Below are 23,440 nucleotides of genomic sequence, written 5' to 3' on the forward strand. Positions count from 1 at the left end.
CCACATCGCGCGCCACGTAGCGAGAGGCCGATCAACACCATCACGGACGCAGCCGAAAGCGTCTTTCTATCTAGAGGGTTGCATGGCAAGCATTCATTCGGAGTACCACCGTTTCCTTTCACACTTGGCGCAGCGAGAGGTGCATGACGACGTGCGCCGGCTCGCGCACTTGGTGCTCGACCATCTGCAGCCACTTGCGGAGGTCGGGGCCGCGCGCCGCGGGCGGTCAACGCGCCTCGCGCCGCTGGCCGTGGCACATCTGGCGCAGTTGCCTGTCACCTACGACGGGGATGCTCGCGGGCCAGAAGCAGGTCCATTACTGGGGCGCCTGCACCAGCTTGATGTGGGGCCATTTCGCGGGTTCATGCGGCAGGAAACATTCGACCTCAGCCATGACATCACCCTGGTCTACGGTGCCAACGGTACCGGTAAGAGCAGTTTCTGCGAGGCACTGGAAGTGGCAATGCTCGGCTCCATCAGCGAAGCGCAGGTTAAGAGAGTGGATCAACGCACCTACTGCAACAACGCCCGCCTGCGTCGCCATGTCGCTCCAGTGTTGACGGCCAGGGGGGCAGACGAAGTCGAGGTCGTGCAGCCCGATGAATCCGAGTACCGCTTCTGCTTCATCGAAAAGAATCGCCTCGACGACTTCGCTCGCATCGCAGCACGGACCCCGGGCGATCAGCGACAGCTCATCGCAACCTTGTTCGGCGTAGATCAATTCAGTGAATTCGTGCGCGGCTTCAATCCGTCGCTCGACCAGGACCTTATGCTAATCGGGGTCCAGGCTTCTCAACTGGCACAGCGCCGCCTGCAGCTGGCGAACTCTGAACAGACGATCACTGCCTATCCGCAAAAGGTCGCAGGAATCGAGGATCTAGAGCACGCTATAGCACAGCGCATATCGACTGGTGCGACGTACCAGGCTTGCGTCGATTGGTTGCTCGGCACTCCACAGCAACAAGGACGATTGCCGTATGTGCAAGCCCAGCTTGATGCGGTTCCGCCTGCTATCCATGAGGTGACCCAGGCCCAGCTGCAGACACTACTGGCAGAGGCCTACCGCCTTCAAGGCCTGTGGCAGGAGTCATCCGGGCAGCTCGCGAGCCGCGCTGGCGAAGTGTCGTATGCCAAGCTCTATGAGGCGGTGCTGGCCCTAGCCGACGGGGCAACGGCTTGTCCTGCATGTGGAACAGGGCTGGCCGCTGTGGCACAAGACCCTTTCGCAAAAGCGCGCGCAGGCTTGGAGCAGCTTGCACAACTGGCCGCCCTTCAGCAGCATGAGGCCAGCCTTCGGACTCAGTTGAGTGAGGCAGTTCGAGCGCTGTGGAACGAGATGCGTCGTGTGGTCGCGGTTGCTGAGAGCGTGTGTCCTGCAGAACTGCAGGCGGCGGGTCTGCCTGTGCTGCCTCCCACCTCCACAGGAAACTGGCTGGGCGCCTGGGTTGATGGTGAGCGCCCCCCTTGGAACGCTCTGCTGAAGATCGCCGAGATCATCGAACGCGCCGACGCTCAGGCTCGTGAAGCCCATGACCAACGCGGCACGCTTACCCAGGAACGGGACAGGTTGGATCAGCATCGGCTGGAGATCGAACAACTGCGAACGATGCGCACTACGGCAGATCAGGAACTGGCCGCCGCCCGCCAGACAGTGGCCCTGTTCGACGAGGTGAATCGCGAACTGCTCCAAGCCGTCGAGGCAGAAGTGCCAGATGTGGCCCACCATCAGCGGGTCAAGGCCGCCTACGACAGTTTTCTGCCAGAGATCCAGGCCTACTTGGCCGCGTTGCCTGGCGCGCTACTCCAGGGCTTGGGGGAACAGGCCCGCAATTTGTACAATGCATTCAATCGTGGTGATCCTCCCAGCGACCTGTTGCATGCACTGTGGCTTCCGGTGGCAGAGAACGGCAAGATCGAAGTGGAGTTTGCCGGGGAACCGGACGTGCGCTATGACGCACTGATCGTCTTCAGCGAAGGACATATCAAGTGCCTAGGCCTTGCGATTCTACTAGCCAAGAACATTGCACAGGGCTGTCCCGTCGTCATCTTCGATGACGTTGTTAACGCGATCGACGATGACCATCGCGATGGCATTTGGCGCACCTTCTTCGAGGACGGTCTGTTGGAAGGCAAGCAAGTCATCCTGACCTCGCACGCAGAAGAGTTTCTGCATCGGATCCAGCAGGAGCTTGGTGCGCGGCGCTCCGCGGCCATCAAGCGTTACAAGTTCTTGCCACATAACGGTGAGCACGAGTTGCGCGTCGACACCGCCCCGCCGACAAAAAATTACGTTCTGCTGGCTCAGCAGGCATTAGCGGGCGACGAGAAGCGTGAAGCGCTGCGTCAAGCGCGGCCCGCGCTGGAGAGCCTGACTGATCGCATATGGACTTGGTTGGGGCGGCGCACCGATGGCCGCATTGAGCTCAAGCTCGGAGGACCGCGCTCGCCGTGGGAACTGAACAACAAATGCGGCAAGCTGCGGTCGGCTGTTCGCCGCACCGCAGGTCAGTATGCCGGTGCCACGAATGTCGTTGCCGCACTGGATCGCCTACTCGGTGTCAGTGAGGGAAGCATCGAGTGGGGTTATCTCAACAGCGGTGTGCACGACTCGCAGCGCGACCACGAATTCGACCGTGCCACTGTACGAACAATTGTGGAATCTGTCGCGGCATTGGATGCAGCGTTGGAGGCGTTAATCAATCGCTGATTAGATGACCTCAATACACCTCATACGAAAAGTGTTCCGAAGCATTCGCTTTTCTCCTAGTCATTCGAGAGGCATCACGGGCACTCTGATCGAAGTCCGCTTCTGGCCGTAATCGACTGTTCGCTACTTATCGTATGCCATCTTCGCAGCGACTCTAGAAAGTTATATGCTATTTTTATACGTTTATGTCGGAATCGATGGCCATGCCTATTCCACGAGAGTCTAAAGCGAACTCCGTCACAACGGAGATGGACCGGGTGCTTCGGACACCACCACGCCGTAATGTGTTGGAGGGCGATCTGTCACAGGGAACTTTCCGACACTGGCCCCACGGCCCCATCCATGACGTCATTCAACCGATGTCAGAGCACGTTCTGATTGCGTCATTCGGCCCAATGCAGCGAGTTCAACGCTGTACAGGGCGCCTTCTTGAGCACACAACGCTCCGAGCGAATACGCTAACCATCATTCCCGCCGGTTCCTCTTCACGCTGGGATCTTGAGGGGGCAGTTGACGTAATGCACTTCTACTTACCTCCCTCGCTTTTGACACAAACAGCTGAACAGCTCGATCAAATCCCTTCGGAGGATATTCAGCTGCGTACGGCTCATCCAGACACCACGGCTTCTCAACTCCTTGCCATGATCATGTCAACGTTGGACAGCTCGGCCACCGTAGACACGCTTTTTCGCCAACAACTGGCCTCGAGCTTGGTGACCTATCTATTGAAAGAGTATGTGAGCAGCACGCCGAGGCCGATAGCAGCACCAGGCGGTCTTTCCCGACAAACGCTGAAGGCTGCTTTGGAGCGGCTGGACTCCAGTTGCGATGCGGACGTATCGCTTAAGGCACTGGCAGAAGAGTCCGGGCTATCCACGTATCATTTTTGCCGGGCATTCAAGAAGAGCATGGGTGTTCCTCCGCACGCTTGGTTACGCCAGCGGCGTCTGGATCGTGCAAAATCCATGCTTCGAGATACCAAGATGGGGATTGCCACCATTGCCGAAGAGCTGGGTTATGGCTCTCACACCGCCTTTACCGCCGCGTTCAAGCGAATGACAGGTACCTCACCCAGCCGTTGGCGTCATGAACAGTAATCAGATTCTCGCCTGTTCCTGGAATTAGTTTCCATCGCATGCCAGAGCGGAAAGGAAAAGTAATGGCAATAGCGATGTAGTTTTCACAATTCCGCTGCATCACGAAATCCCCGCTTCGAATAATGTCTTCTCCTGTATGGCATACGTCCGCATCGGGCGCTGCCTTGCACCGAACGAGTATCCAGGAGAGCGATCATGACACAGAGAATTATAATTGCCGGGTCCGGCTTCGCCGGGCTGTGGGCCGCTATGTCCGCCGCGCGGGCAGTTTATACGCTTGATAAAGATCCGATGGCTTCGGATATCGAGATCATAATGGTCTCACCGGAGCCGAAAGTCTGTATACGCCCCCGCCTTTACGAGGCGGTCCTCGAGAACATGGATCCGGATATCGGTCCGCTATTGCAAGAGGTAGGCGTAAAACATCTGCCAGGTTTCATTGAAGCTATCGATACCTATAAAAAATCGATAACCGTGCTTAAGCACGGAGAGGAGAATGTCACCCTTCCTTACGATCGGCTTGTACTGGCCACGGGGAGTGAGCTGTTTCATCCACCTGTCCCAGGGCTCGCTAAATATACATTCAGCGTTAACACCCTCTCCGACGCCAGAAAACTCCACGAACATCTTCAGGCTCTGGCATCACAGTCTCGCTCCCAGGCCAGGGACACGATCGTTGTCGTCGGCGGTGGGCTGACTGGCCTTGAAACCGCGACTGAGATGCCAACGCGCCTACGCCACATTCTGGGACCGGAAGCGGAAGCTCGCGTCGTGATTGTAGATACTGCCGATCAAATCGGTATTGATATGGGTATCGAGCCCGCGACGCTCATCGCCCAGGCATTATCTGACTGCGGAGTAGAGGCTCGCGCGGGAGTCCGAGTTGAAGAAGTCGATGAATGTGGTGTCCGGCTGTCTAACGGCGAGCACATCAAAGCACACACAGTCATATGGGCTGCTGGGATGCGAGCCAGCTCGCTAACGGCACAGATCCCCGGAGAGCGGGATTCACTTGGTCGCATTCTAGGTGATGAGTTTCTTCATGCTCCTGGAGTAAAGGGCGTGTTTGTGACCGGGGACACGGTCAAGGTTCCTACGGACAACCAAGGCAACTACAACGTCATGTCCTGCCAACACGCAATGAGCCTTGGCCGAGTGGCGGGCCACAACGCCGCGGCAGAACTACTAGGTTTGCCCTTGCATCCATACAGCCAACCAAAATATGTCACATGCCTGGATCTCGGCCCATGGGGCGCGCTCTATACCGAAGGATGGGATCGACAAGTCCATTACATTCGCAACGAAGGAAAGAAAATCAAGCAGGAAATTAATACTGTCTGGATCTATCCTCCCGAACCTGACCGGGAAGCCGTTTTCTCGGTTGCCAATCCTGACTTCGTCGTCGTGCCCTGAGAGTTGCTTAACATCTCGGTATATATGTCCACCGGTCAAATGCAACAACCTATTTAGAGATTAAAACTCATGGCTAGTCTTGACGGAAAAGTGGCTTTAATTACGGGAGGGTCCAGTGGTATTGGACTGGCATCAGCGATTGCCTTTTCAAACGCCGGCGCTCGAGTCATCGTTACGGGTCGAAAGCAAAGCTCACTCTACGAATCGCTTGATCTTATTGGACCAGATAGCATAGGTATTTGTGGTGACATTTCCGACCTAACTCATCACGACAATTTAGTATCAGCAGTGAAAGAACATTTCGGTAGTTTAGACATTTATATGGCTAACGCCGGCATTAATCACATTGAGCCAACGGAGGCCGTCACAGCCGAAAGCTACGATGCACAGTTTTCTGCAAATACACGTGGCACTTTTTTCGGTGTACAGAAAATGTTGCCGATGATGAATGATGGTGGATCTATTCTCCTCACCAGTTCTATCGCTAGTGACAAAGTACTCGATGGCCATGCCGTGTACGCTGGCACCAAGGCTGCAATCAACGCTTTTGCCAAGAGTTGGGCAATAGAACTCAAACACAGGAATATTCGAGTCAATGTTCTCAGCCCTGGACCGGTAGAAACAGGAATTTTGGATAAGCTTGGTATTCCTCAGGAAAAACTTTCCGACTTCACTAGGACGATGGCGCAGGCGATCCCGCTAGGGAGAATGGGCCACCCAAGTGAATTAGGGAGAGCCGCTCTATTTCTCGCCTCAGATGACAGTAGCTTCGTGAACGGGGTCAACCTTCAGGTAGATGGCGGCATGACACTGCTCTAGAGCCCAACCGTGTCTAGCTCGATCGCAGATGCGCCTCAATTAATAGCAGGATTGGTCTCTGCGCAAGGCAATCAGAAGGAGATAAACAATGAGCCTAAACAACATCGCAAGTCAGCCTAAAGCAAACGTGCGCGAGGATAACAACCTGCGCTTCAGTACAACAGGGGCTGAGGAACTGGTTCCGTCGCGCTATGCGCTGAAGGTCGGCGAAATTGACGTGCTGGTGGTCAGCGATGGGGTACTCCCGCTCCCAACCACGATGCTGGCACACAACGCAGACCCGGACGTCCGGGCGACCTGGCTGGACGACATGTTTCTGCCGCCGGACACTTTCGACTGGTCATTGAACGTGATCGTGGCACGTAGCGGCGAGCAGACCATACTGATCGATGCCGGACTAGGGTTGGATCCAGACTTGAGCTTGCCGCGGGCCGGGCAGTTGATCAAACGTCTGGAGGCCGCAGGCATCGATCTTGCCACCGTAACCGATGTAGTACTTACCCATATGCACATGGACCACGTTGGTGGACTGCTCATCGACGGGGTAAAGGAGCGGCTGCGTCCAGATCTGCGAATCCACGTTGCGGCCGCCGAGGTAGAATTCTGGGCATCGCCCGATTTCTCCCATACTGCTATGCCGCCGGGGTTTCCAGATGCGCTTCGAGCGACCGCCAAACGATTCGTGGAAGAATATCGCAGCTATCTGCAGCCGTTCGAGCAAGAAGTCGAAGTGGCGCCAGGGGTAGTCGCCTACCGCACTGGCGGCCACACCCCAGGTCACAGCATGGTCCACCTTACCTCTGGCAGCGAGGGATTAACATTCGCGGGTGACGCCATATTCGCGGTCGGGTTCGAACAACCCGATTGGTATAACGGTTTTGAACACGACCCCGAAGAAGCAGCCCGAGTTCGACTCCGTCTTCTTCGAGAGCTGGCAGCGACCGGTGAGCTGCTGGTGGCCACCCATCTTCCCTTTCCATCCCTCGGACGCGTGGCAGTCGATGGCGATGCCTTTCGCTGGGTACCCGTCTTCTGGGACTACTAACCGTTTGTCGGGTTAGAGCATGCAAAAATAGACGCGATAGAAATCCCGTGTGAGTTTGCTGGGAAAAATACATTTCCTCACATCAACCCGCGCGGGATTCCTGACTCTCTCACTGAAAACGCGCGTCACCAATATCAGCTTTCTCTTTTAGTTCATAAGACTGACCTAACACGTCAAAAGGAAGAAACGGTGGAAGTTTTTGGCTCCCCCTATCTTACGCGCCGAGAGCTTATCGCTCTGGGTCTGGGAGTTGCTGCGATGGCCTCCTTACCCGCTTGCTCGATGACACAGCTCCCTCAAACCAGCACAGCAGCAAGGAGACAGACAATGAGTACGATCACCACGACTGACGGTACCAAGATATTCTTCAAGGACTGGGGACCGAAAACGGCACAGCCGATCGTCTTTCATCACGGCTGGCCATTGAGCTCGGATGACTGGGACGCCCAGATGCTGCATTTCGTTAGTTTGGGTTATCGCGTCATCGCCCATGATCGCCGTGGCCACGGCCGCTCCGCCCAGGTCAGTGACGGGCACGACATGGACCACTACGCTGCGGATGTGGCAGCGGTCGTTGAACATCTCGACCTAAAGAATACCGTGCACATCGGTCACTCTACCGGCGGCGGTGAAGCGGCTCACTATGTGGCCAAGTTCGGTCAGCCGCAGAGACGCGTGGCCAAGTTGGTAATGATCGGCGCGGTTCCTCCCATCATGGTCAAGACCGAGAGTAATCCCGGCGGCTTACCCATCAAGGTATTCGACGGTTTCCGCCAGCAGTTGGCAGCCAATCGAGCAAAGTTCTATCTAAACGTAGCGAGTGGCCCTTTCTACGGTTTCAATAGGGACAACGTTGAGGTTTCTCCCGCAGTCATCCAGAACTGGTGGCGGCAAGGCATGATGGGGGGCGCCAAGGCGCACTACGACGGCATTAAGGCGTTCTCGGAAACCGACTTCACGGCAGACCTGGAAGCAATCGACGTACCGACGTTGGTCATGCACGGAGACGATGACCAGATCGTGCCCATCGAGGACTCGGCGATACTCTCAGACAAGCTTCTATCGAACAGTACATTGAGGGTCTATAGCGGCTACCCGCACGGTATGTGCACAACGCATGCCGAAGTTATCAACCGGGATCTGACGGACTTCATTCAGAGCTAAGCCCTGTGCGGCTGTAGCCTCTGTCCACGCCTCAGCCGCGACACTACTTCACATGATGGTTTTCGAACGGTAGTAAATTACCTGAATTAAGGAACCTGCCAATGAGGCGGCAGAGGTAAGGGTTAGATTACCACCAACTAGTAACTGCAATGACTGCTTCTGGCCGATTTCAGCTATTCGTAACGGACAGAAACCGGCCAGAAAGCGGTCCTCCGCCGCCTGGTCCCCCGCGCTGAAAGCGGAAGTTTAAATTTGTCTTTGGCTGGACACGTAACACCTTCTGAGCGCCTACCCCCGTAAGATTTGCAGCCGGGTTTCACGCTCGATGGGGTGGACGTCTCGACGTGCGGGCGGTCTTTTGCGAAGCCGGAAGGTCGTCGGGCTCACGGCTTTCGGGCACATCAACGGACAAACCTTTCAAGTGATCGATGAACCATCGTCCTGCGGGCCCAGGTGGCGCAGACGCTCGGTAAAAAGCCGACATGGTCAACGCGAAGTCCTCGCGCACATTGAGGAGCACCAAGCTCCCCACCGCGATGTCGGACTCCACCATGTGGCGGGGCATGCTGCCCCAGCCCACGCCATCCTTGAGAAAAGCGTACTTGGTTGAAAGATCTGCCAACCGCCAGGTCGACGGTGAGAATACGCCAAAGTCTTTGCCGGCTAGCAGATTGGACCGGTCGGTGAGCACGAGTTGCACATGCTTCGCTATTTCGCGCGTGGGTATCCGGCCACGAAACTTCGCCAGCGGGTGCTGTGGTGCCGCCACGATGACAAAGGGAATCTCAACCACGCGTTCGCTGACCAGCGACGGAAATTCGATTGGCAACGACGTCAAGATGCCGAGGCTGCAACGTTCGTCCAATACCGGCTGGTACGCCGCGCCCATTCCCTCCACGAACAGTCGCAACGGTGTCAGCGGAAACCGTTCCGCGAACGCCTTCGCCGCTGCAGCGATGGTAGCGGTCGGGAAGAACACATCGACGACGACGGACAACTCGGCCTCGAGTCCGCCGGCCATCAGCTTGGCCCGGGCCTTCATGGCGTCGACCCCGGACACGACGCTGCGGGCGTCCGCGAGCAACAGTTCGCCCTCTGGCGTGAGCTTCGGGAAGCGCGCCGTGCGGTCGAACAACACAACGTCGAGTTGCGCCTCAAGGCCGCTGATCCACCCGCTCACCGCCGACTGCACGCGATAAAGCTTGCGCCCTGCGGCCGAGAAGCTGCCCTCGTCGACCGCCGCGATGAAGGCCCGAAGTTGATCCAGAGAGACGCCGTCCAGCATGATTATCCATCTCAAATATAGATAGCTTGAATCTCATTTTATCGTCTTTTCAGATCATCTGGAAAGGCTCATTGTTGTCCTCGTCGCAACTACAACTCCCACGAAGGATACATGACATGACCAGATTGAATGGAAAGACCGCCGTAATCACAGGCGGCGCTACCGGTATCGGCCTCGCCGCCGCACAACGCCTCATCGACGAGGGCGCGTTCGTCTTCCTCTTCGGCCGTCGGCAGGACGTGCTCGACGCCGCTGTAGCCGACCTCGGGCCCAATGCCCGTGGGGTGCAAGGCTCCGTTTCCGATGAGGCCGATCTTGACCGACTCTATGCGGCGGTGAAGGCCGAGCGCGGAACGCTCGACATCGTCTTCGCTAATGCCGGGGTGGGAAGCCAGCTCAAGCTTGGCGAAATCACCGCCGAGCACATCGACGAAACCTTCGACATCAATGTGAAGGGCACGATCTTCACGGTTCAGAAGGCGCTGCCACTGATGGGCGAAGGCGGGTCGATCATCCTAACCGGATCGAGCGCCGGCACCACGGGCGCCCCGGCATTCACCGCCTACAGTGCGAGCAAGGCAGCAGTACGCAACCTCGCGCGGACCTGGGCGGAGGATCTGAAGGGCACCGGCATCCGGGTAAACGTGTTGTCACCCGGGGCGACGGCGACCGAACTCGCGAAGGCAGCGCTAGGCGAAGAGGGCCAGAAGGTCTTCGCTTCGATGACGCCGCTCCAGCGCATGGCCGATCCGGCGGAGATCGGAGCGGCAGCTGCCTTTCTCGCGTCGTCGGACAGCAGCTTCATGACCGCCAGCGAGCTCGCCGTCGACGGCGGCCTGGCGCAACTCTGACTCGCTACGCCTGGCCTGGCGCTCCATTCGACTGTTCGGAGCGCCATAGGGTGTGCTAACCCAAGGGAAATATATGAGCTACGCAATTATCGGCTTCGGCAGTATCGGGCAGGCCCTGGCCAAGGCGCTTGCCCGCAACGGCATCTAAGTATCCGTTGCAACCTGTGTACTTCACAAATCGATCTCAGCAGTCGCCGCATCGTGTGCGTCAATTTCACAATTCAAATGGAGCATGAAAGATGACTTTCGTGGATCGGAATAGATCGCTGAAGCAGACCTTTGTAGAAACCAATGGCGTCAAGCTGAACGTTGTCGAGGAAGGCGAGGGCCCGGCTGTGCTGTTCGTCCACGGCTTTCCTGACGGATGGCGGGGCTGGCGCCGGCAGATGGCGGCAGTCGCGGCCGCGGGTTACCGCGCGATATCGTTCGATACGCGTGGCTATGGCGATAGCTCCAAGCCTGAAGACGCCGCGCTTTACACGGTTCTCTACCATGTCGGAGACCTTGTCGGCATCCTCGCGAAACTCGGGATCGAGCGCGCTACCCTGATCGGCCACGACTTCGGTGCGACGGTGAGCTGGAACGCGGCGGTGATGCGTCCGGATCTGTTTGACGCGGTCTTCGGCCTCAGTGTCCCTCCGGTGCTACCGGGTGCGGGGCCCAGCATGCTCGAAATGCTGAAGACCGCCGGCAAGGAGGGAGCCTTTTATATGTTCCGCCACATGAAGCCGGAGGCCGACCAGGAGTGGGCGGATGCGGCCACGACTTTCCCGGGCGCTCTCTATTGGATGTCGGGGTTGCCCGATGCTTCCGAAGCATGGGGTCCGATGGACCCAAGCAAAGATATGCACCGGCCATCCCCGATCGGAATCCCGCCCTTCGCTGACCGCGAGGACGCCGAGACGATGATCGCAGGCTTCCAGCGTGATGGCTTCCACGGCCCACTGAATATCTATCGCGGCATGCAGCCCTATTTCGACCAAGCAAAAGCATTTGCCGGGGCGAAGATCCAACAGCCAGCCTTCTTTGCGTATGGCACAGCAGACAGCATGATTAAGATGCGAGCTTTGAACGAGGAAGATCTCAAGCTGGCCGTGCCAAACCTCCAGGGGTTCCTACCACTTGAGGGCGTCGGGCACTGGCCACAGCTCGAGGCGTCTGAGGCAGTGAATGAGGCGCTGGTCGCCTTTCTCAAGAAGAGGAAGGCTTGAGCCGTGACGACGATTTTTCGTTTGGATGCAAGCATTCGTGCCGTCGGCTCTCAAAGCCGCGCTCTAGGTTCAACGCTCGAGGACTCTATCCGAGCGCAACTGGCAGAGCTGGATGTCGTGAGGCGGGACGTTGGCCTTTCACCCCTGCATGCAACAGCTTGGGCCCTTGCCGTACAGGCTGGTCCAAAGGCCCTCAGCGAACGCACGACGGAGGAGGTGGAGGCGGCAGCGCGGGCACCGACATTGCCTGCACCGGTGATCGCGGAACAACGCGTACGAACGGTGCGCGAGTCCACGGTAACCTGCTGCGCTTCGCAAATAGATCAACCCGCTCACTTATCTTGATCTAGCGGTTCGCATCGAATGCCGAACCTCGCGCTTGATCTTCGCTAGCTTAAATATGCGATCGTCGTTGCCGAGCAAGGCAGCTTTCGGCGAGCCGACTTCATTCATGGAGGCCCGCGAATTCGTAGCGCAGGGAGACCGGGTTCTGGTCATCGGCTTCGCCCAAGGAAAAATCAAAGCCACGAAAAGGGCGTGGGAGGACAATTGGGTCTTCGCTATTACCGTTCGAAATGGGAAACCGACAAAGATCCGGGAGTATATCGATACACAAGCACTGGCGCGAGCCTCCGAGATGGCCGCGAACCCCAAGCCCTGAGCCTCGCCATGGTGCGAGGGCAATTGCGGTATAACCAGCGGGTCGGCTGCCTCGTCATCGACGGCAGCCCTGCTCCGCTTGGCGCGCTACAATCTTGCCGTGGGCGTATATACGATGTTGACGACAGGCAGCTATTGGCCGAAACCGACCGTTCACGAGAACAGTCCTTTCTCCAAAGAGAGGACCATTCTTGTGCTGCCAACCTCCCCTATCACATCTTGTAATGGCCCAGCAGTTTCTGCACAGGTCGGGCCGCTAATTCACATGGACTTGCATAGGCTTCAGCGGGTGTCTTCATACCAAGCGCCTGATGAGGGCGTCGGTGGTATAAAACTGCTCCAGTTGCCGATGCATGTTGCAAGGTCTCGAAGCGATGGTGCTGGACACAGTGCTCTTCCAATGTCCGGATCAGACACTTCACTATGCCGTTTTGCTGTGAACACTGCGGTGTGATGAGCGCTTGCTGCAAGCCATGACTCTCTAATAGGCATGTGTGGTGACGGCTGCAGCAAAGGTCAGGAGCGCTTTCACCCTGAGATATGAAATTATTTCTTTCTTCTATACGCAGAACTCAGCATCTAGTCGTAATCAATCAGGCGCACACTTTCATCGTTCCAGTTTTCGAGTGTGATCCATTCCCAAAAGCTATTAACAATACTGACGCGACGATGTGAGCGTGGCATCACGGCATAAAACCCTGGCACGTCCTCATCCGGCATGCCCGCGAGTGCCTCGACTCCAAGCGGGGCTACCAAACGTCCCTTCCGAATATCTTCCAAAGCATCAAGCTGCGAGACAAGCCCTACTCCCAGGCCAGATATTGCTCCTCTACGCATTGTGTCTGCATCCTGAAACTGCATTTTATTGCCCAGCTCATACGACTCAAGCCCAAAATAGGAAAGTACGTTTGACCATAAGTTGCGGGCATGAACCGGATGCAGAAGAGGCACATGAAATAAATCCTGCTCCGACTTTATTTGCGTAGCGATTTCGGGAATACAACAGATGACTTTGGGATCTCTTACCAGCAATTCAGAATCATACCCTTCCCAATGACCGAATCCCCATTGAATTGAGACATCCACCTCATCGACGGCGAAGTCGGGCACTTTAGTCATCGTAGTGAGGCGTAGATCCGCCTCTGGTTGCTGATCGCAAAATCGGTTCAGCCGGCTCATGAGGTAGTGCATAGCGAAAAACGGGCTGACGTTGATATTGATGCGTTTGCGGTGAGCCGATCGCGTTATGCGGTTAACCCCTTCGCTGAGCTCTTTGAACCCTGCCTGCACAAAAGGAGATAAAATCATTGCCTGCTCGGTGGGTTCGATTACGCGCCCTTTACGCTCGAACAACGCTATTCCCAGAATATCTTCCAGCAAGCGTATCTGTTGACTGACGGCTTGAGGACTGATCAACAGTTCATCCGCAGCATCTCTAAAGCTACCATAATTCATCACGACCCAGAAAACCTTCAGGGAATTGAGTGGCGGCAAGTGAGATTTATTTATTGTCATACCTGGCTTCCCTTGGTCAGCGCATACTCATCAGCTTCCTGAAATATACAATACCTTCCAGGCCTCAGTTACCAGGTATATTTTCGGTCTTCATGTCAGACATGCCCAACAGCAGGAAGAGGAGAATCACTGCTGGAAGAAACCGGGTAGCGTCAGCGAGATCGCCGGAACATAAGTCACCAGCATCAGTACCACGAACAACGCCAGGTAGAAAGGCCAGATGGTGCGTACCGCATGCTCGATCTTGATTTTGCCGATCACGCTACCGACGAACAGGCAGGCGCCGACCGGCGGCGTGCACAGGCCCAGCCCCAGGTTCATCATCATGATGATGCCGAACTGGATCGGATCCATGCCGAACTGGGCCGCTACCGGCAGGAAGATCGGTGTGCAGATCAGGATCAGTGCCGCCATATCCATGATCATGCCCAGCCCCAGCAGCAGAAGGTTGAGCATCAGCAGGACGACATAGGGATTGTCGGAGATACTCAGCAACGCACCGGTCAGCAGTTCCGGTACGTTGTACAACGCCAGCAGGTACGAGAATGCCGAGGCGCAGCCGACCAGGATCATCACCAGCGACGTGGTGCGTACCGCCTGATAGACCGCCTGCTTGAACGATTCCCAACGCAGTTCACGGTAGACCAATCCTGTCACGATGATGGCGTAGATCGCGCCGAAGGCCCCGGATTCGGTCACCGTCAATATCCCTGAGAGCACCCCGCCGACGATGATCACGGCGGTCAGCAGTCCGGGCAGAGCTGCGGCGAAGCTGACGATCAGCGCTGACCAGCCAGGGAACGCCTCGCCCTTGTAGCCACGTTTGACCGCCACGACATAGGCGGCCACTGCCAGCGCCAGGCACATCAGTACGCCCGGTATGACCCCAGCGATGAACAGCTGAGTTATCGAGATGCCGCCCCCCGCGGCGACCGCGTAAAGGATCATGTTATGGCTGGGCGGAATGACCACGCCGGCAATCGATGAGGTCACGGTCACATTGACCGCATAGTCGGCGTCGTAGCCTTTCTCCTTCATCACAGGGATGAGGATCGAGCCGAGTGCCGAGGTGTCGGCGACTGCCGAGCCCGAGATCCCTCCGAACAGCATCGACGAACTGACGTTGACCATGCCCAGTCCGCCGCGCACGCGACCCACCGCCGCCGAAGCCAGGCGTACCAGACGCGTGGAGATGCCGCCATGCAGCATCAACTCGCCGGCAAAGATGAAGAACGGTATGGCCAGTAGCGAGAAGACCGAAATACCGGAAAGAATTCGCTGAAAGCCAACGAACAATGGCAGGCCTTCATAGAGGAAGGTCCCGATCGCGGCCATGCCGACGGCAAAAGCCACCGGTGCACCGACGATGAGGCCCAGAAAGAACAGACCGAACAGGATCATCAATCCCATGGAATCAACCCTCCCTTGACTTGAGCAGGCGCTGAACGATATTCACGCCGGAAAACAAGACCATCAGCACACCGCAGATCACCAGCGGTGCCGCGCGCCAACTCTCGGAAATGCCGATCATCGGGATGCTACGACTGAGATTTTCCATGACCAGATGCCAACCCTGAAAAACCATGAAAAAACCGAAGCATGTGACAAAGAGATCGGAAATGTAGCGCATGATTTCACGCGGCAATGCGGGCAGCCCTTCGCGTACGAAGTCGATGCTCAGGTGACTGTTGTTTCGCACTCCCGCAGCGGCCCCTAGGCAGGTTATGTAGACGACGATTACCAACGAGGATTGCTCGACCCAGGTTGGCGTATCGTTGAGGATATAACGCCCGAAAACCAGCCAGCCGAAGGTGATGATCAGGAACACCATCAGCACGCCCGCCACGATGATGCAAAGCTGGGCGAGGCCGTCCAGGCATCGATCTAACGACGACGGATGCCTGGTTTCTGCGTTTTGGTCACTGAGTTGCTCGGAGTAGGAACTCACGGTAGCTAATCCTTTCAAGAACCCCCGGCTCGAAACCGAACCGGGGTCGCTCATGGATTGATACGATTATTGCTGCGCAGCCTGGATATCCGAGACCAGCGACTCGAACTGCGGATTCTGCGTGACGAACTCCTCGTAGATGGGCCGCATCCTTTCCTTGAAGGCCTCTCTGTCATCCACTTCGTTGATCTGCACGCCGGCATCGAGGACCTTTTGCCGACTCTCCTCGACTTGCTCCTGCCACAGCTGTCTCTGCTCCATGGCTGCATCTTCGGCGGCTTCGCGAATGATGTCCTGATCTTCCTCGCCAAGCGCTTCCCAGCTGGACCTGGCGACGCACAGACATTCCGGCAGGATCAAGTGCTCGGTCGCAGAGTAGAACCTGGCAATCTCGTAGTGGCCGCTCGCCTCATAGGCGGGATAGTTGTGTTCGGCTCCGTCGAGCACTCCGGACTTCAGGGACTGGTAAACCTCACTGTAAGCCATCGGCGTAGCGTTACCGCCCAATGCTTCGATCATCTGGACATACAGGTCGTTGTTCATCACCCGAATCTTGAGTCCCTCGACATCCTCTGGCGTATGTACCGGGTGGTCAACATTGTCAAGACTGCGTGCACCGGAGCCAAACCATGACAGAACGATGAGGTTCTTTTCAGCGAGGGCGTCGGCGAAGCGATCACCGATTTCTCCGTCCATGATCTCGTACATATCATCAACGCTGTTGAAGATGAATGGCAGAGAAAACACGTCGGTTGTTGGCACAATCGGCCCCATCGGGCCCATGTTGAGATTGGCGAAGTCCAGCGCACCGCTACGGGTTTGTTCGATGGCATCCGGCTGATCACCCAGCACCGCGTTGTGATAGACCCTGGGCTCGATGCGACCCTCGGTCTTCTCGGCGACGTCCCTGGCGAAACTTTCCAGAGCTTCGCTATTCGGGTAGCCCGGCGGATGAATGTTCCATCCCCGCCACTGCTCGGCCTGGGCCGAGAAGGATGTCAGCGTAGCAGTGCCGGCCACCGCGGCAACGGCCAGGCAGCTTTTCAACTTAAAATTGTTCTTGGATTGCATGATAATTCTCCTACCGATAGGACATTACCGCTCAACACTATTGGCAAACTTGATCAGATCATTGAGTCGTTTACGCTCTTCCAGGTTCGGCATGACAAGTGGCGAGCGCACGTTTCCGGCAGGCTTGCCGATGATATCGGCGCCCTCCTTGATCAGGCTTACTGCATAGCCCTTGTTGTTATCGCGAAGTTCGATGAAAGGGATGAAGAACTTCTGGGTAATTTCGCGCACCACCTCCCTATTGCCTTTTCTGAGCTCGCGGTAGAACTTCAGCGCCATTTCCGGCACGAAGTTGAACACCGCCGAGGAGTATGTATTAACGCCAATGGACAGATACGCCTCGGCGAAGATCTCGGCAGTGGGTACACCGCCGATGTAGGCCAGGCGATCGCCGACGGTCTTGATGATCTTGTTGAGCGCCTGAATATCGCCCGTGCCATCTTTCAGGCCGATCAGGTTGGGACAGGCGTCGGCAAGCTTGTGGACGGCGTCGGCCTGGAGGATGCCATTGCCGCGGTTGTAGTAGATCACGTTGATCGAGGTCGAATCGCAGATCTGGCGGGCGTACTCCACAAGGCCTTCCTGTGGGCATTCAGTCAGATATGGCGGCATCAGCAGAATGCCGTCGGCGCCGGCCTCCTCGGCGGCTCTGGCATAGGCCTGGCCGGCACCGGTGCTCAGCCCGGCGCTGGCGATGACAGGCAGCTTGCCGCCTACCGTTTCGACGGCGATGGAAACGATCGCGCGATACTCGTCCAGCGTCAGGTTGAAGAATTCGCCGGTCCCTCCGGCCACGAACACGGCGGAGATGTCATGACTGGCGAACCATTCGAGACGCTTACGGTAGCTCTCGGCATCGAAGGCGGCGTTGGCGTCGAAGTCGGTGATAGGGAAGGACAGCAAACCGTCGCTGATCGCATTCTTGACTTCTTGATAGGTAAAATTCACTGCTTATCCTCTTATACCTGGTTAAGTAAAACACTGAAAATCAATAGGTTAACTGTCATACATCAGGAACATTGAATGCGGGCCATTGAGTGCCAGCCTGTCTAGCGTTCCAGTTTTGCAACCGCCGCAGCGATACGAGTGATGGCGTCGCTCAGGACCGCTTCCGAGGTCGCAGTGGAGATGCGAAAGAATGGAGATAACCCATAGGCTTCGCCGGGTACCGCGGCCACATGAGCCTCGTCCAGCAGATAACGGGTGACGGCCTTGTCGTCCTCGAGCCTCTCGCCCTGGGGAGTGAGTGCTCCAATCAAGGCCTTGCAGCTGATATAGGCATAGAACGCCCCTCCGGGAGGATCGAGCGTCAGGCCGTCAATCCGGGCGATCTCCTTGACCACCAGGTTGCGGCGACGCTCGAAGGCCTCGCGAAAGCGCGAGACATCTTGCTGGGGTCCCTCCAGTGCTACCTGGGCGGCGGTCTGAGCAACCGCGCACACTGACGTGCAACTCTGGCTCTGCACCATGGCCATGGCCTGAATAAGGTCACGTGGTCCTGCTGCATAACCGACACGCCACCCCGTCATGGCATAGGCTTTGGAAACTCCATTGATGATCAGGCTGCGATCTCGCAGCTCGGGACAAGCCTTGCCGAACGAGACAAACTGCCGGTCATCGAAGAGGATGTGTTCATAGATTTCATCCGACAACACCATCACCTGCGGATGTTTGGCCAGCACCTCTCCGAGCCCCTTCAGCTCAGCCTCGGTATAGACAGCCCCCGAGGGATTGCCCGGTAGATTAAGGAACAGCCACCTGGTGCGTGGGGATATGGCTTCTTCCAACATCTCAGGCGTGAGCCGGAAGCCGCTCTCGGCTGTACACTGAGGGGTTACAGGCACTCCACCGAAGAGCTTGACCATCTCCGGGTAGGAGACGAAATAGGGAGCCGGCAGGATCGCTTCATCGCCCTCATTCAACGTCGCCATGAGGGCATTGAAGATGATTTGTTTGGCACCATTGGCCACTGCAATCTCGTCGACCTCGAAATCGAGTCCGTTCTCCTGCTGGAATTTCCTGGCCACGGCACGGCGCAGCTCCAGTGTACCCAGCGCTGGTGTATACAGGATGCGGCTGGTCCGCGCGGCATCGAAGGCGGCCTCGGTAATGTGCGCTGGGGTTGTGAAATCAGGCTCCCCCAAACCGAGATCGATGACGTCGACCCCGGTAGCCGCCAGCTCTCTGGCAGCCTGAGATACCGCCATGGAGGCCGAGGGCTTCACAGCCGCGAGGCGGTCGGCAACCCTGCTCATGAGCGGTCCTCCGTGACGTAGCCTTTAACCTGATCAGACTCGCATGCCTCACGACTCCGCTCGTTCGGCTCACCAAAACCACCCCCACCTGGTAGCTGCAGAACAAGGCGACGCCCTGCGGGGACGTGCTGCCAACCCTTGGGCCGCAACGGGGTCCCATCGTCCAGCGTTACCGAGCCGGGCGCGCCATGCTGCCCACCGTCTCGACCTCGCGCGGGGGCTGTGATGCGGTCAAACATCGCAGAAAAGTTGAACTCATGGCCATCAGCGGGCGCGATCTCGATGATCTGGCCCAACCCGCCTCGGTACTTGCCTGCGCCGCCGGAAGCCGGGCGCAACTCCTTGCGCCAGACCACAATCGGTCCGGTGTGCTCAGTTGCCTCAATCGGCATGGTATGAACGCCGGAGGGAAAGGCCGTTGCCGAAAGACCGTCCAGTGTCGGACGCGCTCCCATACCGCCTGAGTTGAACATCAGAACCTCAGCACGACGCCCTTCCGAGTCGGCGGTGGGCCGGGCCGAGATATGGACATTCCACAACGCAGCGGCACCTTCGGCCAGTACCTTGCCGGGCAGTGCTTGAGCAAGCGCACCCAACACCAGATCCGGCACCATGTGCCCGATTACGTGACGCACCGAGACCGGTGCAGGGCGCTCGGCATTCAGGATATTGGTCGGAGACGAGACGTTAAAAACCGCTAGCGATGCCGCGTTATTCGGGATATCCGGAGCAATCACACTCTTCAGGGCATAGCAGGCATAAGCCTTGGCATAGATCAGTGGTACGTTGATCCCCCATCGGCTCATGGCAGCGGTGCCGGAGAAATCGACGCCCAGGCCTCCGTCGCTGATACTGATACTGACCGCCAGTTTGACAGGCTCGTCGTAGCCATCGGTCAGCATATCGTTCGACCAGGTACCCCGTGGCAATGCCTCCAGGCGCTCCATGATCGCTGTGTGGGTCCGCGACAGGATGAAGGCGCCGAGGCGCTCGAGATTGTCGAGCCCGGCCTCGTCGAGCATTTCAAGCAGGCGCTTGTGGCCGACGTCGTTGCACGCCGCCAGCGAATGGAAATCGCCGATGACCTGGTTGGGCTCACGCACATTAAGTCTCAGGATCCTGAGCAGGTCCTGGTTCACCTCGCCACGCTCGGCGAATTTCATGATCGGAATCTGGATGCCTTCCTCGTACACCGACTGACCATCTGCGCCGAAGCCGCGCCCACCGACATCCACCACGTGGGCAGTACAGGCGAAGAAACCGATCAGTTCGTCCCCCTTGAAGGAGGGCGTCACCATGGTGATGTCATGCAGGTGGCCAGTCCCCTTCCAGGGATCGTTGGTAACGTACGTATCCCCGGGATACATCGACTCGCTCGGTATCTCAGCGATGAAGTGCATGACCGCCTCGGCCATGGTGTTGACGTGCCCGGGGGTCCCAGTGACGGCCTGGGCCAGCATCTCGCCCCTGGCGTTGTAGACGCCTGCAGACAGATCGCCAGCTTCGCGCACAGACGTTGAAAAGGCGGTACGCAGCAGGGTCATGGCCTGCTCCTCGACTACCGAGATCAGCCGGTTCCACATGACCTGTAAGCGAATTTCGTCCATATCTCTCATGCCGCAGCTCCTTTCCGAACAAGAAGGATGGCGCCATCGCTCTGCACGACAGCATCGAAGGGAGACGTTACGATGGTCGAGGTTTCACGCTCGACGATGATGGCCGGACCGATCACTCTCGCTCCCGGCTGGAGGGTGTCACGGGGGACAATGCCGGTCGGTCGGTAAGCCCCCGCGACGGGGTCGAAGACATCGCGACTCGTCTCGGCCTCGATAGGTGTCCCCTCGTGGTCGAGGGCGACCTTGTCTGGCTCGGGCCGCTCGTCCTGGGCCTTGACCGACCAGGTGACAAACTCGATCTCTGGCCCTTCGATGGCGCGGCCGAAGAATTGGACGTAGCGCTCTCGGAACAGCGTTTCGATCGTCGCCTTGTCCGACTCAGTGAACTCTCGGTTCGGCAAGGGCACGGGGATTTCCCAACCCTGGCCGGCATAGCGCATGTAAGCCGTCACCTCGAACAATATCCTGTCGTCGGTGCCAGCCCGCACGAAGCGTTCTGCTGTACCACGCAGGTCACCGAGCAGAGCGTTGACTGCCGATGCGTTGAAGGACGAAAGGCTCATGATTCTAGAGGCCAGAGCCTCGTAGCCGAACGGCGTCTTGAGGAAGCCAATCGCGGAGCCGACCCCGGCGCCCTGGGGAATCAGACAACGGGCAATGCCCAGCTTCTCGCACAGGCGTGCGGCGTGCAGTGGCGCCGCCCCACCGAAAGCGATCATCACGTATTCATCGATCGTCTTGCCGTTTTCGACTGTGTGCACACGCGCGGCGTTGGCCATGTTCTCGTCGACCATTTCGCAAATACCAAAGGCCGCGGCATCGGAATCCAGATCCAGCTTGCTGCCCACGTCTCGGCTGACCGCCTGGCGAGCGTTGTCGATCGACAGCAGGATCTTGCCGTCGGCGAAGTTGTGTGGGTCCAGCTTGCCGAGGATCAGGTCCGCATCCGTGATGGTGGGTTGCTCTCCGCCATGCTGATAGCAGGCCGGGCCGGGCTCGGAGCCGGCTGATTCAGGACCGACCTGGATGCGGCCCATGACATCCACGGAAGCAATGGAGCCGCCGCCAGCGCCGATCTCGATCATCTCGATCACCGGAATCGAGATTGGCATGCCGGACCCCTTGCAGAAGCGGTAGGTTCGGGCGACCTCGAAGGTGCGTGCGGTCTGGGGTTGGAAGTCATCGATCAGACAGATCTTGGCGGTGGTACCGCCCATGTCGTAGGACAGTGCCTGATCAATGTTGAAGCGGTTCGCAATGTCAGCCGCGAAGATGGCTCCCCCCGCCGGGCCGGATTCCACCAGCCGCACCGGGCATTCGGAGGCGGTCTCCACCGAGATCAGGCCGCCGCCGGAATGGATCATGAACACGGGACAGCCTGCCCCCATCTCCTTGAGGCGGGCCTGCAGACGCGAGAGATAATTGGCCATCTGCGGGCGTACATAGGCGTTGGCGCAGACGGTGTTGAAGCGTTCGAACTCACGCATCTGGGGCGATACTTCAGCCGAGATCGAGATCGGCACGGACACCTTTCGCGACAGGATCTCGCGGGCCCGCTCCTCATGAGCAGGATTAAGATAGGAATGGATGAAACCGATGGCCACCGCGCCGTAATCCCGTTCCACCAGCGTATCGGCCAACTCCTCCAGGGCCGCCTCGTCCAGCGGCGACAGCTCCTGGCCCTGGGCCCCGATCCGCCCGGCGATCGGGAAACGATCTTCGCGAGAGATCAGCGGTGGCGGTAGAACCAGATCCAGATCGTACTGCTCGAAGCGGTTCTCGGTGCGCATCTCGATCACGTCCCGAAACCCCTCGGTGGTCACCAGCGCCGTTTTGGCCCCGTGTCTCTGGATCAGCGCATTGGTGGCTAGCGTAGTGCCATGGATAATGATATCGATGTCCGCAGGCGAGATACCGGCATCACGGGTGACGATTTCCACCCCATCCAGAATGGACTGTTCGGGAGCGGTGTAATTAGTCAGCAACTTAGTGGAGTAAATAGTGCCGTGGACTTCCAGGGCAATGTCAGTAAAAGTACCGCCGATATCGGCACCCAAGCGAATTTTATGACTCACCATTGCGTAATATCCCTTGTGTTGCGATCCTCCAGACGCACTCGGCTGCATGTCTGGTGTGAGGCTAATGTTTCAAGAATCATGTAACTCAGTGCTTCGTGAAAAAACATGAACATGAGGCAGTTTCACGCTTCTCGTTATAGTTTCGTTTCACTGAACCATATGACTGAAAAGGGAGTCTGGTAAATCAATAAAAAACATCAGACCGACAACTTTTACTTGTCTGAGAGATCTGCCTCCAGATGACCGGGCTTCAGGCAGGGCCTGCCTCCAATCACAGTGAAGTAACGTCTGAGCGGAGCTTTCGGACCTAGGCATCGACGGCCAAAGGCCTCAATATCTCACCGTTCGCGACCAATCAGCGCTGACCATCAGCCGCAACATCAGGAGCAGCAGACCCTGCAGCGGCGCCTTTTTTGGGGAGAGATCTCGTGGAAGACAACGGCATGAGTGGATAACCTCGCAACCAGCTACACCGGTCTCCGTTGGGCAGCAGCCCAGCCCACTGGACTAGACCATGCACAAGTGAAGATTGACCAAATCATCACCCAGCAATACATAATAGACCTGACCAGCAGGGAGATATTCTGCTGGGTTTATGATGAACATTCCTTGGTGATTCTACTAGTGAAGATATAGAAGCTATTTTGATAAAAAGGATGCTATCCCCACAGAAGAAAAAAATTAACCCACCTAGATTTAATGGAA

The 23,440-nt window shown here is 57.4% G+C and carries 18 protein-coding genes; 8 read left to right on the top strand and 10 right to left on the bottom strand.

Annotated features, from left to right (window positions below; all coding sequences use genetic code 11):
- The first annotated feature begins 82 nt into the window (after positions 1-82).
- The 6 genes from BUE38_RS08740 (at position 83) to BUE38_RS08765 (ending at position 8,245) form a co-directional block, all read left to right on the top strand.
- The gene (locus BUE38_RS08740) at positions 83-2,707 is read left to right on the top strand and encodes an ATP-binding protein (RefSeq protein WP_073434829.1); all 2,625 of its coding nucleotides are present in this window, start codon (positions 83-85) and stop codon (positions 2,705-2,707) included.
- 518 nt (positions 2,708-3,225) lie between these two features.
- Positions 3,226-3,804: a helix-turn-helix transcriptional regulator gene (locus tag BUE38_RS22925; RefSeq protein ID WP_159438873.1), complete on the top strand. Its 579-nt coding sequence runs from the start codon at positions 3,226-3,228 to the stop codon at positions 3,802-3,804.
- A gap of 195 nt (positions 3,805-3,999) precedes the next feature.
- Entirely contained in the window at positions 4,000-5,217 is a 1,218-nt protein-coding gene (locus BUE38_RS08750; RefSeq protein WP_073434830.1) for an NAD(P)/FAD-dependent oxidoreductase, read from the top strand.
- A 69-nt stretch (positions 5,218-5,286) separates the two neighbouring features.
- Positions 5,287-6,036, top strand: coding sequence for an SDR family NAD(P)-dependent oxidoreductase (locus BUE38_RS08755; RefSeq protein WP_073434831.1), 750 nt, complete (start codon positions 5,287-5,289; stop codon positions 6,034-6,036).
- 88 nt (positions 6,037-6,124) lie between these two features.
- Complete coding sequence (locus BUE38_RS08760) at positions 6,125-7,081, top strand: MBL fold metallo-hydrolase (RefSeq protein WP_084541836.1); 957 nt, start codon at positions 6,125-6,127, stop codon at positions 7,079-7,081.
- A 327-nt stretch (positions 7,082-7,408) separates the two neighbouring features.
- Positions 7,409-8,245, top strand: coding sequence for an alpha/beta fold hydrolase (locus BUE38_RS08765; protein WP_073434832.1), 837 nt, complete (start codon positions 7,409-7,411; stop codon positions 8,243-8,245).
- 316 nt (positions 8,246-8,561) lie between these two features.
- Here the strand turns inward: BUE38_RS08765 and BUE38_RS08770 are convergent, their stop codons facing one another.
- On the bottom strand, positions 8,562-9,530 hold the full coding sequence (locus tag BUE38_RS08770) for a LysR family transcriptional regulator (RefSeq protein WP_084541837.1): 969 nt from the start codon (positions 9,528-9,530) through the stop codon (positions 8,562-8,564).
- 116 nt (positions 9,531-9,646) lie between these two features.
- Between BUE38_RS08770 and BUE38_RS08775 the strand changes: the two genes are divergently transcribed.
- Positions 9,647-10,381, top strand: a complete 735-nt coding sequence (locus BUE38_RS08775; protein WP_073434833.1) for an SDR family NAD(P)-dependent oxidoreductase — start codon at positions 9,647-9,649, stop codon at positions 10,379-10,381.
- Between the two features lie 239 nt (positions 10,382-10,620).
- Complete coding sequence (locus BUE38_RS08780) at positions 10,621-11,592, top strand: alpha/beta fold hydrolase (RefSeq protein WP_073434834.1); 972 nt, start codon at positions 10,621-10,623, stop codon at positions 11,590-11,592.
- 872 nt (positions 11,593-12,464) lie between these two features.
- Here BUE38_RS08780 and BUE38_RS23490 read toward each other — a convergent pair.
- From BUE38_RS23490 to BUE38_RS08835, 9 genes are all read right to left on the bottom strand, one after another.
- Positions 12,465-12,722: an integrase core domain-containing protein gene (locus tag BUE38_RS23490; RefSeq protein ID WP_073434835.1), complete on the bottom strand. Its 258-nt coding sequence runs from the start codon at positions 12,720-12,722 to the stop codon at positions 12,465-12,467.
- Positions 12,723-12,831: 109 nt separating this feature from the next.
- Complete coding sequence (locus BUE38_RS08800; RefSeq protein WP_073434836.1) at positions 12,832-13,767, bottom strand: LysR substrate-binding domain-containing protein; 936 nt, start codon at positions 13,765-13,767, stop codon at positions 12,832-12,834.
- A 126-nt stretch (positions 13,768-13,893) separates the two neighbouring features.
- Entirely contained in the window at positions 13,894-15,177 is a 1,284-nt protein-coding gene (locus BUE38_RS08805) for a TRAP transporter large permease (protein ID WP_073434837.1), read from the bottom strand.
- Between the two features lie 4 nt (positions 15,178-15,181).
- On the bottom strand, positions 15,182-15,715 hold the full coding sequence (locus BUE38_RS08810) for a TRAP transporter small permease (RefSeq protein WP_073434838.1): 534 nt from the start codon (positions 15,713-15,715) through the stop codon (positions 15,182-15,184).
- 66 nt (positions 15,716-15,781) lie between these two features.
- A complete protein-coding gene (locus BUE38_RS08815; RefSeq protein WP_073434839.1) occupies positions 15,782-16,786 on the bottom strand; it encodes a TRAP transporter substrate-binding protein in 1,005 nt (334 codons plus the stop codon).
- Between the two features lie 24 nt (positions 16,787-16,810).
- On the bottom strand, positions 16,811-17,734 hold the full coding sequence (kdgD, locus tag BUE38_RS08820; RefSeq protein WP_073434840.1) for a 5-dehydro-4-deoxyglucarate dehydratase: 924 nt from the start codon (positions 17,732-17,734) through the stop codon (positions 16,811-16,813).
- A 101-nt stretch (positions 17,735-17,835) separates the two neighbouring features.
- Positions 17,836-19,041, bottom strand: coding sequence for a pyridoxal phosphate-dependent aminotransferase (locus tag BUE38_RS08825; RefSeq protein ID WP_073434841.1), 1,206 nt, complete (start codon positions 19,039-19,041; stop codon positions 17,836-17,838).
- Positions 19,038-20,657 (bottom strand): hydantoinase B/oxoprolinase family protein, encoded by a 1,620-nt coding sequence (locus tag BUE38_RS08830; protein WP_073434842.1) that lies wholly within the window; start codon positions 20,655-20,657, stop codon positions 19,038-19,040. Before BUE38_RS08830 ends, BUE38_RS08825 begins: the two co-directional genes overlap by 4 nt.
- Positions 20,654-22,735 carry a hydantoinase/oxoprolinase family protein gene (locus BUE38_RS08835; RefSeq protein ID WP_073434843.1) on the bottom strand — a complete coding sequence of 694 codons (2,082 nt, stop codon included), beginning with the start codon at positions 22,733-22,735 and terminating at the stop codon, positions 20,654-20,656. Before BUE38_RS08835 ends, BUE38_RS08830 begins: the two co-directional genes overlap by 4 nt.
- Between the last annotated feature and the right edge of the window lie 705 nt (positions 22,736-23,440).

This window comes from Halomonas cupida (genome assembly GCF_900142755.1).
In the GTDB taxonomy this organism is placed as follows: domain Bacteria; phylum Pseudomonadota; class Gammaproteobacteria; order Pseudomonadales; family Halomonadaceae; genus Halomonas; species Halomonas cupida.

Bases quoted from the DNA above. Each gene is read 5' to 3' on its own strand.
- BUE38_RS08825 (WP_073434841.1), bottom strand. From the start codon at position 19,041: ATGAGCAGGGTTGCCGACCGCCTCGCGGCTGTGAAGCCCTCGGCCTCC.
- BUE38_RS08830 (WP_073434842.1), bottom strand. From the start codon at position 20,657: ATGAGAGATATGGACGAAATTCGCTTACAGGTCATGTGGAACCGGCTG.
- BUE38_RS08780 (WP_073434834.1), top strand. From the start codon at position 10,621: ATGACTTTCGTGGATCGGAATAGATCGCTGAAGCAGACCTTTGTAGAA.
- BUE38_RS08765 (WP_073434832.1), top strand. From the start codon at position 7,409: ATGAGTACGATCACCACGACTGACGGTACCAAGATATTCTTCAAGGAC.
- BUE38_RS08740 (WP_073434829.1), top strand. From the start codon at position 83: ATGGCAAGCATTCATTCGGAGTACCACCGTTTCCTTTCACACTTGGCG.
- BUE38_RS08760 (WP_084541836.1), top strand. From the start codon at position 6,125: ATGAGCCTAAACAACATCGCAAGTCAGCCTAAAGCAAACGTGCGCGAG.
- BUE38_RS08750 (WP_073434830.1), top strand. From the start codon at position 4,000: ATGACACAGAGAATTATAATTGCCGGGTCCGGCTTCGCCGGGCTGTGG.
- BUE38_RS08770 (WP_084541837.1), bottom strand. From the start codon at position 9,530: ATGCTGGACGGCGTCTCTCTGGATCAACTTCGGGCCTTCATCGCGGCG.
- BUE38_RS08805 (WP_073434837.1), bottom strand. From the start codon at position 15,177: ATGGGATTGATGATCCTGTTCGGTCTGTTCTTTCTGGGCCTCATCGTC.
- BUE38_RS08755 (WP_073434831.1), top strand. From the start codon at position 5,287: ATGGCTAGTCTTGACGGAAAAGTGGCTTTAATTACGGGAGGGTCCAGT.
- BUE38_RS08800 (WP_073434836.1), bottom strand. From the start codon at position 13,767: ATGACAATAAATAAATCTCACTTGCCGCCACTCAATTCCCTGAAGGTT.
- BUE38_RS22925 (WP_159438873.1), top strand. From the start codon at position 3,226: ATGCACTTCTACTTACCTCCCTCGCTTTTGACACAAACAGCTGAACAG.
- BUE38_RS08835 (WP_073434843.1), bottom strand. From the start codon at position 22,735: ATGGTGAGTCATAAAATTCGCTTGGGTGCCGATATCGGCGGTACTTTT.
- BUE38_RS08815 (WP_073434839.1), bottom strand. From the start codon at position 16,786: ATGCAATCCAAGAACAATTTTAAGTTGAAAAGCTGCCTGGCCGTTGCC.
- BUE38_RS08775 (WP_073434833.1), top strand. From the start codon at position 9,647: ATGACCAGATTGAATGGAAAGACCGCCGTAATCACAGGCGGCGCTACC.